The organism is Winkia sp. C0117E2 (assembly GCF_056590455.1).
In genome coordinates, this window is sequence record NZ_JBWPWD010000004.1 from 223,498 (window position 1) to 236,079 (window position 12,582).

Genomic DNA, 12,582 nt, shown 5'->3' on the forward strand with positions numbered 1-12,582 from the left:
GGCTAGGTTGGGAATATGGCCAAACAAAAGACGCTTTTCAGGTGCAGTGAATGCGGATGGACTTCACCCAAGTGGGTGGGGCAGTGCCGGCAGTGTCAGCAGTGGGGAACGGTTGACGAGGTCGGGGCCGGCCCGGCTGGCACCAAATCTGCCGCTACCACCCCGGTAAAGCAGGCGCTGCCAATTGCGCAGGTAGACGGCGATGCTGCTACCGCCCGCCCCACCGGGGTTAGCGAATTGGACCGCGTACTCGGCGGCGGCATAGTGCCCGGCGCAGTAGTGTTGTTAGCCGGGGAACCGGGCGTTGGAAAATCAACTCTGCTGCTAGATGTGGCGGCCAAGGCGGCAGCGGAGGCACGCAAGGAGGGCATGGGTAAAGTCCTGTACCTGACCGGCGAGGAATCGGCTTCGCAGGTGCGCCTGCGCGCCCAGCGGATCGGCGCACTGGATCCTTCTTTGTTGCTTGCTTCCGAAACAGACCTGGGTACCGTGCTAGGTCATATCGAGGCCAATTCGCCCTCGCTGGTAGTGGCCGACTCCGTCCAGACTTTCGCGTCAGCGCAGGTAGAAGGCTCCCCAGGCGGCGTCGCGCAGGTGCGCGAGGTAGCGGGCGCACTTATCCAGGCAGCCAAATCTCGCTCTATCCCGGTGTTGCTGGTAGGGCATGTAACTAAAGACGGGGGCATCGCCGGTCCCCGCATTTTGGAGCATCTAGTTGACGTCGTGTGCCAGTTCGAGGGCGACCGCCACTCGCGGCTGCGGCTGTTGCGGGCGGTCAAGAACCGCTACGGCCCCACTGACGAGGTGGGCTGCTTTGAGCTAGGGGAAAAGGGGATCATCGGTCTAGAGGATCCTTCCGGATTGTTCCTGTCGCAAGATCGCCAGGCCGTTCCGGGCACATGTGCCACGGTCAGTTTGGCGGGGCGGCGCCCCATGCCAACCGAGGTGCAGGCGCTGGTGGCTCCCGCGGTCTCGGGCGGCTCGCCGCGGCGGGCAGCCGTCGGATTAGACCGCTCTAGGGTGGCAATGACTTTGGCCGTGTTGCAGGCCCGGCTGGGGCTGGATCTGACTCACCAGGATGTGTACGTTTCCACGGTCGGCGGTGCGAAGGCCGTTGAGCCGGCTATAGATTTGCCTACCGCGCTGGCGGTGGTTTCTGCCGCTACGGGCCGGGTGGCCGACCCGCATTGGATTGCTTGCGGCGAGGTATCCCTTACCGGCGAATTGCGCGCATGCGTTGGCCTGCAAAGACGCCTAGGGGAAGCAGCCCGCCTTGGTTTCAAGGTGGCAATCGTGCCCTCCCAGGGCGCCGACGAGCTTACGGCTCCAGAGGGCATGCAGCTGCTGCCGGTATCCAACGTTGCCCAGGCAGTCGGGGCTGGGTTGCCCAGGCAGAAGAAGGACTAGTTGTCCTCGCCCTCGGACGGGGCCTTTTCCGATTCGCCTTCCAAGTTCACTATGGCCTGCCGGCCTGGGAATTCTTTGCCGTTTTGTACCGGGATAAGTTTGTATGTCCCGGCCGCTGCCTTACCGGTGGCTTGACATTTGTTGTCCGCAGTGGAAGTGTCCCATTCCAGGGTATCCTGCCAGGTCTGATTCTTATCTAGCAGGAGTGGCTTGGCGGGCAGATCTTTATTACAAGGGATGGAATAATAAACGTTCTGATCGCCGCTCTTGATGTGCACGCCCAGTTGCGCAAAAGACCCATCCGCAGTGCAGGGCGCACCCCCGGTATTTTTCAGGGAAAGTACCAACCCTACTTGCCCGCCTACTGGGTAGACGGTTTGTTCAGGGCTAACCGATATTTCTAGGTTTCCCGCTTTGCAATCCTTCGGCATTTCAATTTGCGCCTCTTGCTTAGCCTTGTGAGCGGCAACCTGTTGATCCTCAGCCAGTTTGCCCTTTGCCCAGTTGACTACATATACCGCAAAGCAGACCAGTCCGATAAGGATCGCTAGAGCTACTATCCGCCGCACCCAGAACTGGCCCTTAGTGGGTCTTTTTCTAGTCTTTTTTGGGCGCGTTGAACCTGGTCGCGACCGATTTGTTTGTTTTGCTTTAGGGCGGTTGCGATTAGTTGGGCTCATATAACCGACCGTACCGGCCGGGGCGGGCAGGCGGGAGCTGGCACGCCGGGAAGACTTATTTAAGCAGGTTGGGCGGTGCGGGGCGGGCCATCTTCGCCCTCGTCATCGTCATCGTCGATGCGGCACCAGTGCTGTACTAGCAACCCGATTATTAGGAAAAATATTGCTGCTAGAAGTGCCACCCCACCCGATACGGCGGCGCTTTCACGATGCGCCCCCAACTGGGTCAAAGCAACCGCTATTCCGGTGGCGGCAAAGCCCGCCAGGAACGCCCCAAAAATTGAAGCGCTCTGGGCAAGCAAAGCGATGTTGGCCGCAGCAATCGGGCTCATCGAACTCTTCTTTTTGCGGTAGGCAACCACCCGCCGCCCAGCCCACAGCAGCGCCAGCGCCATTATTGCGATCAAGCCCCCCACTATCGGATGCAGGGTTGGGGGCAGTTCCCCCAGAGCCAACAGCACCGCTGAAAGAACCAGGTTAATTCCGGCTCCAGCAACCACTAATAGGGCATACGCCCACCACTTCAGGTGTACCACTAGCGCTCATCTTTCGGCTCTGGCGATGGCGTGGGCTCCCGCCGCAGGAAATCCCACATTCGCCCGAACACGCCGCGCTTCTTTGGAGCCGGCTGCGGAATCTTCGGGATTGCCCCTACCGGGCTGAATCCGCCGTCGTCGTCTACAACGCGGATGGTTTGGTTGCCCCGAACCACAGCCTCCCAGGAAGGTAGCGGCAGCGTACCGGTGAAGGGTGCCGGTTCACCGTCCTCGCGGGCGGCCTCTACTACGTCCAACCAGTTTTCCCACGTGCGCTTGATGCCCGCCCGGTCAGGAGCGACTTCGGCCAGGTCACTGATAGCTTCGGTGCCCAACTTGGCGCTCGGATCCATGCGTGCCCACGGCACCAGCACGAAGGCTCGTTCCCTTGCCCGCGGATGAGGCAGGGTTAGTTCCTCCGTTTGGCTGTGGACTCCCTCTATGGTGATGATGTCGATGTCCAGGGTCCGCGGGCCCCAATGCTCGGTGCGGATGCGCCCATGAGCGTCTTCGATCCTGTTGCATTCGTGCAGCAGTTCCAGCGGAGCCAGGGAGGTTTCTACCTGCAGCACTGCGTCGAGGTAGTCGGGTTGTCCCTGCTGGTCTTTTTCCAGTACCGCTGCCGAACGCACCAGGGGGGAAACCTGCCGGACGGTAATGCCTTCTACCTTGTCCAGGTCGGCAACCGCTCGACGCAAAGTCACGATGGGATCGGCAAGATTGGCACCCAACGCCAACACCGCGGTACGCGTTGCAGGGATGTCCAGGGTCGTCTGCCCCGAGGCGGGCAGCCGCGCTGCGGCCTCGTCCAAGTCCGGAACCGGAGCCGCTTTGCTACCGTTCGGCAGGTCCCCACTATTAGCAGCCAGCAGGTCAGAGACAGTCTGAACGACCTCTGCACCCCGCCAAATGGTTACTGTTACGTCTTTGGCCTTGGCCTCGATCGGAGCGTCGGGCTTATGAATGCATACGCGGGTAGCAACGGCTCCGGTTTCTAACGCGACGCGGGCGACGTGCTCGGCTACCTGTTCGATCAGATTGGAGGGCGGGCCTGCCAGGATGGAACGAATATCTTCTGCTAGCACGGAGTAGTCGATGGTGTTTTCCAGATTGTCAGTGCTCGCTGCCGTACGGGTGTCGGTGTACAGGTCGACGTCGGCGGTGAAGGTTTGCCCCTCTTCACGTTCAAAGTCGTACACACCGTGTTTGCCGTAGCCGGTGATGCCAACCAGGCTAATGCAGTCCTTGGGGTCGCTCATGCGTCTTCCTCCCACCGTTTTGCCATTTCTAAAGCTGACTTAGTGCGGGCCACATCGTGCACCCTCACTCCCCAAGCGCCGGAGGTAGCGGCGAGGGCGGAGGTGGCTGCGGTAACCAGGTCACGCTCGTGCGCGTGGATTCCGTCCCAGTCAGGAAGAGGGCGTCTCCCCTGAGCTACTGCGCTCTGCAGGAAGCGTTTGCGCGAGGTACCGATCAACACTTTTCCTGATGGGCTTGCCTTCACTAATTCGCCAGTTGCCCCCAAGAGTGCCCAGGACTGAGCCGAGGTCTTCGCAAAGCCAAGCCCCGGGTCCCAGATGATGCGCGAGGGCGAAACCCCAGCGGCAACAAACTTTTCAGTAGAGCGCGTCAGCTCTGTGATCACGGTAGACACTAGCCCGTCTGGGTAATCAGTGAGCTGATCCATGGTGTCCGGAGTGCCGCGCATGTGCTGGAGCACGTAATCGCAATCTGCATCGGCGATGACTGACATCATGTCCGGGTCGTAGGCGCCCCCAGAGACGTCATTAATTATGGAAGCCCCCAGCGAAAGCACATATTCGGCAGTGGCAGCGTGAATAGTGTCGACCGAAACCTTAATATTCTTGTTCACTAGTTCCTGCACAACCTGCCCGATCCGTCTGATCTCTTCGGAAGCAGGGATGCGGGTGGAACCCGGCCGTGTCGATTCCCCACCGACGTCAATCAGATCCGCCCCGGCGGATATGGCATTCAAGGAGTATTCGATCGCCTGAGCAGGATCTTGGTGATCGCCCCCGTCCGAGAAGGAATCGGGGGTGACGTTACAGACGGCCATCAACAGGGTTTTCATGCTGGAGTTGCTCACCCTTTAATCCTAGCGAAAAGGAACCCTTTAACGAGTGTTGACGCGGAAGACCTGCGAGAATTCCACCCGGAAGGTTTTGGCAATTTATGGCAATTTATCTCACAAATAGCCGCCCCAGCACTTCATGCGATATCGCACTTTTTACTTTTCTGCGCAACTATTTTTCCCCACAAAGACAAACCCGGTTCCCGGGAAACAACGCAGCTGTACATACAACCTCACACTGAAAAACAGTTGAAAATGACAAGAATATGCATAACAACATCTTTTTTAATAGATTTTAAAAAAAAGTGGCGTACAGGACACTGGCAACCCCGTGCCACCTGCTACCTTTGCGTATTTTTTAATCAAATTAGGCGAAATTTAGCCAGAAATTGGCCATCTCGCCTCCTAGACTTAAGTCCTTTCATGATTGATGCACAAGTGTAAAACTAGATGCGGCGTAGCTTGGAGATTTATCCGTGCACGCTCTGGTGACTCAGGCGTTGCCAGAAATATGAATACTTACTTCAGAAGGGGTGAGTTCTTTGGCCAAACAGGGCAAAGTAGCGCTTAGCTCGACACTGTTTGAGAAAGAGAATGAATTCGTTCCGACCGACCGCGAAGTGGTACGTGTCGAGGACACCGACTACACCGATGTATCCGTAGTCATTTTGGAAGGTGAAGACCTAACCAACGGGACTCTACAAGAGATCACAGAGACCGGATGGGGCATTCCCGTATTCACTGTCGCCGGTAACAAGTCTCCAGAGTCTTTCGAAGGCATTTATGGGGCTATCTCTGCCGACGCCGGCCAGTCCGCTTTCTACGGCCGCAAGGTTGAAGAAGCGGCCCGTAAGTACGAGGACAAGATCCTGCCCCCGTTCTTCGGCTCCCTAGTGAAGTACCACGAGAAGGGCTTCACCGCATTTGACTGCCCCGGCCACCAGGGCGGCCAGTTCTACCGCAAGCACCCTGCCGGACGCCGTTTCTTCGACTTCTACGGCGACAACGTGTTCCGCACCGACCTTTGCAACGCTGACGTTTCAATGGGTGACCTGCTGATCCACGATGGCCCGCCGGCTGCTGCAACCCAGAATGCTGCCAAGATTTTCAACGCTGACAATACTTGGTTCATTCTGAACGGTACTTCTGCTTCTAACCAGGTTGTGCTGAACGCCCTGCTCACCCCCGGTGATCTGGTACTGTTCGACCGCAACAACCACAAGTCGGTTCACCTTGGTGCACTGACCCAGGCTGGCGCAGACCCCGTTTACCTAGAGACCGGCCGTAACGCCTTCGGCCTGATCGGTGGCATCGATTCGCACTGCTTCGAAGAGGATTACCTGCGCGAGCGCATCGCCAAGGTTAACCCCGAAAAGAAGGATGCGAAGCGTCCGTTCCGCCTCGCTGTCATCCAGCTAGGCACCTACGACGGCACCATCTACAACGCACGTCAGGTAGTTGACCGCATTGGTCACCTGTGCGATTACATCCTGTTCGACTCCGCATGGGTCGGATACGAGCAGTGGATCCCAATGATGGCTCCGTGCTCACCGATGAAACTGGAGCTTGGACCGGAGGATCCGGGCATCATCGTCACCCAGTCTGTGCACAAGCAGCAGGCCGGCTTCTCGCAGGCCTCGCAGATCCACAAGAAGGATTCGCACATCAAGGACCAGGATCGTTACGTCAACTTCGACCAGTTCAACGCGTCCTACATGATGCACGCCTCGACCAGCCCCTACTACCCGCTCTTCGCCTCCTTGGACGTGAACGCTCAGATGCACGCCAACGGCAACGGCGAGAAGCTCTGGGCAGACGCTATTCGCGTCGGTATCGAGACCCGCAAGATGATTTTGCGGAACTGCCACCTGATAAAGCCGTTCGTGCCGCCGACTGTGGACGGCAAGGCTTGGGAAGATGCAGATACCGAGGAGATCGCGAAGGAACGCAAGTACTTCGAGTTCGTTCCCGGCGAGTCCTGGCACGGCTTCGATTCCTATGAAGAGGGCCAGTACTTCGTTGACCCGATGAAGCTGCTGCTGACCACTCCCGGCCTGATCAACAAGACCGGCGGCTTCGAGTACGAGGACTTCGGCATTCCTGCCAATATCCTCTGCTACTACCTGCGCACCCAGAACTTCATCCCGGAGAAGAACGACCTCAACTCGATTCTGTTCCTGATGACTCCGGCCGAGACCCTCTCTAAGATGGAGGACTTGGTTGCTGCTCTGGTTCGCTTCGAAAAGCTCGTGGAAGAGGACGCTCCGCTTTCGGAGGTTCTGCCCGACATTTACGCCGCCAACCGCGACCGTTACGAGGGCTACACCATCCGTCAGCTGTGCCAGGAGATGCACGACTTCTACAAGGACCGCACCGTGGCCCAGCTGCAGAAGGACATGTTCCGCGAGGAGCACTTCCCGAAGGCAGCTACCTCCCCGCAGAAGGCAAACTTCGCCTTCCTGCGTGGCCAGATCGACTTCATTCCGATCGAAGAGGCCGAAGGCCGCGTCGCTGCCGAGGGCGCTCTGCCCTACCCTCCGGGCATCATCTGTGTTGCTCCGGGCGAGGTTTGGGGAGACTCCCAGCTCAAGTACTTCATGGCACTTGAGGAAGGCATCAACGTTCTGCCCGGATTCGCTCCCGAGCTCCAGGGTGTCCACATGGTCACCGAGGAAGACGGCCGCCAGCGCGCCTACGGCTACGTGCTGAAGGAAGAAGCGCTCAAGGAAAACTAAGGTAGCCCCTTAGTAATCTCATCTCGCAGATACAAGGAAAGATATGTCAGACACTAAGAGCGCTCCTGATAAGAAGCGCATGAGCGTAGTGCAGCTCACGGTGCTCACCATGGTTAACATGATGGGCTCGGGCATCATTATGCTCCCCACCAAGCTAGCCCAAGTCGGTACGATCTCGATTCTGTCGTGGATCATCACCGCTGGTGGCGCGACTTTGTTGGCGTACGCATTCGCAAAAGCCGGACGTTACACCAAGAAGCCGGGCGGCATGGGCGGCTATGCAGAATACACATTCGGCAAGTCCGGTAACTTCCTAACCAACTTCGCCTACTTCATCTCGTTGGTTATCGCTAACATCGCAATTGCGATCTCGGCGGTTGGCTACGCCCTCAGCCTTTTCCAGGTTGACACCGACAAGATGAGCAACGGCCCGCTGTTGGTTGGCGTTCTTACCATTGTGACCCTGTGGCTAGCTACCGTGCTCAACTTCGGTGGCGCTCGCATTACCGGCCAGCTGTCGACCTTCACTATCTGGGGCGTGATCATTCCCGTCGCAGGTATCTCGATCATCGGCTGGTTCTGGTTCAGCGGCCACATGTGGGTAAACGCATGGAACCCGCACCACATGGGTACTTTCCCCGCTATCAGCGCATCTATTGCAATGACCCTGTGGGGCTTCCTGGGCATCGAGTCGGCGTCCGCAAACTCGGACTCCGTCGAGAACCCCGAGAAGAACGTACCGCTAGCGGTTATGGGTGGCTGCTTGGGTGCAGCTGCCATGTACATCGTTTCCACTAACGTCATGTTCGGTATTGTCGATTACAAGGCCCTTGCTAACTCCAACGGCCCGTTCGGCCTAGCGTTCTCGCAGATGTTCAACCCGACCATCGGCAAGATCGTGCTGGCAATGATGGTTATCTCCTGCTTCGGCTCCCTGCTGGGCTGGCAGTTCACCATCGCCCAGGTGGCCCGTTCGCTGGCTCTGGAAGGCATGATGCCGAAGGCCTTCACCAAGGTCACCAAGGCAAACGCACCTATCGTTGGCATGGTAATCATTACCATCGCTCAGACGCTGCTGTCGCTGATGACAATCAGCCCAAGTTTGTCCGAGCAGTTCGAGGTGTTGGTCAACCTGGCGGTTATCACCAACGTGGTCCCGTACATCCTCTGCATGGGCTCGTTGATGGTAATGCAGAAGGTCTCCAACGTTCCTCGTCGCGAAGCGCGCATCACCAATATCGTCGCAATTATTGCTGGTATTTACTCGTGCTACGCGCTCTACACTGCAGGCGAATCTGCGATGATGGGCGGCGCCCTCGTCTTCTTCTTCAGCTTCTTGCTGTTCGGTCTTGCAGCTCCCAAGGTCATGGACCTGAAGGGCTACAAGCACGAGGTAGACGAGAACTCCAGGCTCTCTGACCACTACGACCCCAAGAAGGACGATCTACTCACAGAAGGTTCTTCCAAGGTAGAAGGTGGCGCAGAAGCCCTATAGGATGCTCCTGAACCAAAAAGGTGTGGCGTGGCAGCTTCGGCTGCTGCGCCACACTTCTATGTGCGACCAGCACAAATAACTACTAAAGTTCCCCTCTTCTAACAGTCAACGAAAGCTCTTAGCCATGTTTTCCTCCCCCACCAAGTCAGTCGGCACTCTGCTCCCCAGCCTGGGCCTGATACTGGCTACGACTATCTGGGGGTCCATGTTCTTCATGATCAAGAAAGTCACCACCGAGATCCCGGTACTGGACTTTCTGGGGTGGCGGTTCGGGCTCACCGCCATCTTCACGGCGCTCATCTTCCACAAGCAGGTATTGAGGGCGAGCAAAAAAGCCTGGTTCTACGGCTTTATTCTGGCGATCCTATACGTGGGCGCGCAATACCTTGAATCGATCGGTCTAGCTACCGTAGATGCTTCCATTTCGGGCTTTATTACCGGCATGTACGCGGTGATGACCCCAATTTTGCTGCTGGTCATCTACCGACAGCCTCCCCGCCCAACCGTCATATACGCCTCTGTGGTTGCAACGCTGGGACTGGCGATCCTCTCGCTGCGCGGATTCTCTTTTGGCATCGGCGAGATCTACACCCTTGCGGGCTCCATCTGCTATTCGCTGCATATCGTAATGCTCGGCCGTTTTTCGAAGCGGGCCGACTCCTCGACACTGGCATCTACCCAGCTCATCATGATGGGGCTGCTGTCGCTGGGGCTAGCGGCGCCGGGCGGCATCACTATCCCCCACACCGCCTTTTCCTGGTTCGCCCTGTTCTACATGGCGCTACTGGGCGGCTCGCTGGCAATGCTGCTGCAAACCTGGGCACAATCACGTATTAGTCAGACCAGGGTGGCCATCATCATGACCACCGAACCGGTCTTCGCAGCGATCACCGCAGTCATATTCGGCGGCGAATCAGTAACGATGCGTCTGCTTCTGGGCGGCGGGCTGATCGTAGCGGCGATTATCGCCTCGGAATTATCCTCGGCCCGCAAGGCAAAGAAGTACTCGGTTAGCTCGACGCCTAGTGCGTAATTAGGCGCAATACCTCGGCACGAGTAGCCTGATTCCTTCGCATCTGCCCGCGCAGTGCCGAGGTAACCGTTTTTGCCCCCGGCTTCTTGATGCCCCGCATCGTCATGCACAGGTGCTCGCCCTCTAGAACTACTGCCACCCCAGCGGCATGCAGTTTGTCCGCAATGGCGTCTGCAATCTGAGCCGTAAGGCGTTCCTGCACCTGCGGCTTGCGGGCAAAGCCCTCGACGCAACGGGCGATCTTCGACAGCCCAGTGACCTTGCCGTGCGAGGGCAAATACGCCACGTTCGCCATGCCAAAGAACGGCAGCAGGTGGTGTTCGCACACTGAATAGAACGGGATATCGCGGATCAGCACGATCTCGTCAGTGCCGACCTCGAACTGCTTTTCCAAATGGGCGCCCGGATCTTCGTGCAGACCCACCGACAGTTCGCGCCAGGCGCGCGCCACCCTGTCAGGGGTTTCCTCGAGTCCCGGCCGGGACGGGTCCTCGCCAATGGCACACAGCAGGTCATAAGCGGCCTGGCGGGCGCGCTCGTAATCGAAATTGTTACTCATGGATTTTATTCGGTAGCGGAATCAATCTGCGGGGGAACGGGTTGGGACGGAGTCTGCGCATCCGCGTCGTTACCGATTGGGTCACCAAAGGTAGTACCCTCCACCGCGGCGTCCGCGTTGTAAGCCCACACGGCCCGCTCTGGCTGCTTGTGCACGTCGGCAAAGATCTCGTTTAGCTCGTTTTCGAGTACCGTTTCCTTTGCCAGCAGCCGTTCGGCGAGCCGGTCCAGCACGTGCCGGTTAGCGGACAGCACCTGCCACGCTTCCCTGTTGGCGCGTTCTAGCAGTGCCTGCACCTCGTGGTCGACGAGGGCGGCGAACTCGCCGGACATGCCCGAGCCCGAAGCCATCTCGCGGCCCAGGAACGGCTGGGTGTCCTCTGAGCCCAGCTTGATGGTGCCCACTTTGTCGGACATGCCGTAGTCGGTAACCATCTTGCGTGCCGTCTGGGTGGCCTTATCAATGTCGTTAGAGGCGCCCGTAGACGGATCCTGGAAGATTAATTCCTCGGCGACTCGCCCGCCCATCGCGTAGACAAGTTCGTCGAGCAGCTGGTTGCGGGTCTTCGAATAGCGGTCCTCGTTCGGCATCACCATCGTGTATCCCAATGCGCGCCCACGCGGCAAGATAGTCACCTTGGTGACCGGATCGGTGTACCGCAACGCAGCGGCCGCAACCGCGTGCCCGCCCTCGTGATACGCAGTGACCAGCTTGTCGTGCGCCAGCATTACGCGCGTGCGCTTCTGCGGTCCCGCGATCACCCTGTCGATAGCTTCGTCGAGGGCGCGCTCGTCGATTAGGTCCGCATTAGAACGGGCCGTCAGCAGCGCGGCCTCGTTCAGAACGTTCGCCAGATCAGCACCGGCAAAGCCCGGGGTGCGCTTAGCAATCTGGCGCAGATCCACGGAATCCACCATGGGCTTGTTCTTGGCATGTACCTTCAAGATTTCGAAGCGGCCATTGATGTCGGGAGCCTCAACGGAAATCTGCCGGTCGAACCTGCCCGGCCGCAGCAGCGCCGGATCCAGCACGTCCGGACGGTTAGTAGCGGCGATCATGATTACGTTCGTGTTCTCGTCAAAACCATCCATCTCGACGAGCAGCTGGTTCAAAGTCTGTTCGCGTTCGTCATTGCCGCCGCCCATACCGGTGCCGCGGTGACGGCCCACCGCGTCGATCTCGTCAACAAAGATAATCGCCGGAGCGTTCTGCTTAGCCTGATCAAACAGGTCACGCACACGCGAAGCGCCCACGCCCACGTACATTTCTACGAACTCGGAACCGGACATGGTGTAGAAGGGCACCCCGGCCTCGCCAGCAACAGCCTTAGCAAGTAGAGTCTTACCGGTGCCCGGAGGGCCATACAGCAGCACGCCCTTCGGAATCTTGGCACCCAGCTGGTGGAACTTGCCCGGAGTGGACAAGAATTCGCGGATCTCTTGCAGTTCCTCAACGGCCTCGTCGACCCCCGCCACGTCAGTGAAACGCACCTTCGGCGCATCGGCATCCTTCATGCGAGCCTTGGACTTGCCAAAGTTCATGATCTTGCCGGCCCCGCCCTGCATCCGCGAGGTGAGGAACCAGAAAATGCCCACAAACACGGCAATCATCAGCAACATCTGCACGATGCCCTGCCACCAAGACGGCACCGGGTACAGCGAGTTGTAGCCCTTGTCGAGCTTCGCATCGGAAATGAGCTTCGCCAAATCCTTGGCCTGCCCATCGGTGTACTGGAACTGCACCTTCTTAGTCGGCTTCGGAGCAGACGCCAAGAACGACTTCTCTTCAGTGCGAACCTTCGGCTTGTATTCCTTCTTCAGATTCAGGGTAACCAGATGCGATCCATCATTGACCACGGCGCGAGCAACCGTGTCCCCCTTCAGCAGGTCCACGCCCTCGGACGTGTCGACCTCGGCAGGAGCAAAAAGACGCGTCGCCGCCCAAATAATCAACGCAATAATCAAAAACGGCAAAAACCATGCGAGATAGTTACGCTTGGGCGCCTTTTTCTTAGCCGTCGCCATTAATGGGATCCCTTCAAGTTG

At 58.3% G+C, this 12,582-nt stretch carries 10 protein-coding genes; 4 read left to right on the top strand and 6 right to left on the bottom strand.

Annotated elements, in window-relative coordinates; translation table 11 throughout:
- The first annotated feature begins 15 nt into the window (after window positions 1–15).
- Window positions 16–1,407, top strand: coding sequence for a DNA repair protein RadA (radA, locus tag AC1EKG_RS07155; RefSeq protein ID WP_004807305.1), 1,392 nt, complete (start codon window positions 16–18; stop codon window positions 1,405–1,407).
- Here the strand turns inward: radA and AC1EKG_RS07160 are convergent.
- From AC1EKG_RS07160 to folP, 4 genes are all read right to left on the bottom strand, one after another.
- On the bottom strand, window positions 1,404–1,976 hold the full coding sequence (locus AC1EKG_RS07160; RefSeq protein ID WP_004807304.1) for a DUF4232 domain-containing protein: 573 nt from the start codon (window positions 1,974–1,976) through the stop codon (window positions 1,404–1,406). The two genes, radA and AC1EKG_RS07160, sit on opposite strands and share 4 nt — an antisense overlap.
- Window positions 1,977–2,146: 170 nt before the next feature.
- Window positions 2,147–2,623, bottom strand: a complete 477-nt coding sequence (locus AC1EKG_RS07165) for a DUF3180 family protein (RefSeq protein WP_004807302.1) — start codon at window positions 2,621–2,623, stop codon at window positions 2,147–2,149.
- Entirely contained in the window at window positions 2,623–3,882 is a 1,260-nt protein-coding gene (gene folK, locus AC1EKG_RS07170; protein WP_004807299.1) for a 2-amino-4-hydroxy-6-hydroxymethyldihydropteridine diphosphokinase, read from the bottom strand. Before folK ends, AC1EKG_RS07165 begins: the two co-directional genes overlap by 1 nt.
- On the bottom strand, window positions 3,879–4,730 hold the full coding sequence (gene folP / locus AC1EKG_RS07175) for a dihydropteroate synthase (RefSeq protein ID WP_004807297.1): 852 nt from the start codon (window positions 4,728–4,730) through the stop codon (window positions 3,879–3,881). Before folP ends, folK begins: the two co-directional genes overlap by 4 nt.
- 518 nt (window positions 4,731–5,248) lie before the next feature.
- On the opposite strand from folP, the gene speC reads away from it, so the two are divergent.
- The 3 genes from speC to AC1EKG_RS07190 all read left to right on the top strand — a co-directional run bounded on the left by speC (window position 5,249) and on the right by AC1EKG_RS07190 (window position 9,978).
- Window positions 5,249–7,450 (top strand): ornithine decarboxylase, encoded by a 2,202-nt coding sequence (gene speC, locus AC1EKG_RS07180; RefSeq protein ID WP_048706779.1) that lies wholly within the window; start codon window positions 5,249–5,251, stop codon window positions 7,448–7,450.
- A 43-nt stretch (window positions 7,451–7,493) separates the two neighbouring features.
- Window positions 7,494–8,945, top strand: a complete 1,452-nt coding sequence (potE, locus tag AC1EKG_RS07185) for a putrescine-ornithine antiporter (RefSeq protein ID WP_004807294.1) — start codon at window positions 7,494–7,496, stop codon at window positions 8,943–8,945.
- A gap of 124 nt (window positions 8,946–9,069) precedes the next feature.
- Entirely contained in the window at window positions 9,070–9,978 is a 909-nt protein-coding gene (locus tag AC1EKG_RS07190; RefSeq protein ID WP_048706778.1) for a DMT family transporter, read from the top strand.
- Here the strand turns inward: AC1EKG_RS07190 and folE are convergent.
- Both folE and ftsH read right to left on the bottom strand, forming a co-directional pair.
- Complete coding sequence (gene folE / locus AC1EKG_RS07195; protein ID WP_004807290.1) at window positions 9,968–10,537, bottom strand: GTP cyclohydrolase I FolE; 570 nt, start codon at window positions 10,535–10,537, stop codon at window positions 9,968–9,970. The genes AC1EKG_RS07190 and folE overlap by 11 nt on opposite strands.
- A gap of 5 nt (window positions 10,538–10,542) precedes the next feature.
- Complete coding sequence (gene ftsH, locus AC1EKG_RS07200) at window positions 10,543–12,561, bottom strand: ATP-dependent zinc metalloprotease FtsH (protein ID WP_004807287.1); 2,019 nt, start codon at window positions 12,559–12,561, stop codon at window positions 10,543–10,545.
- Between the last annotated feature and the right edge of the window lie 21 nt (window positions 12,562–12,582).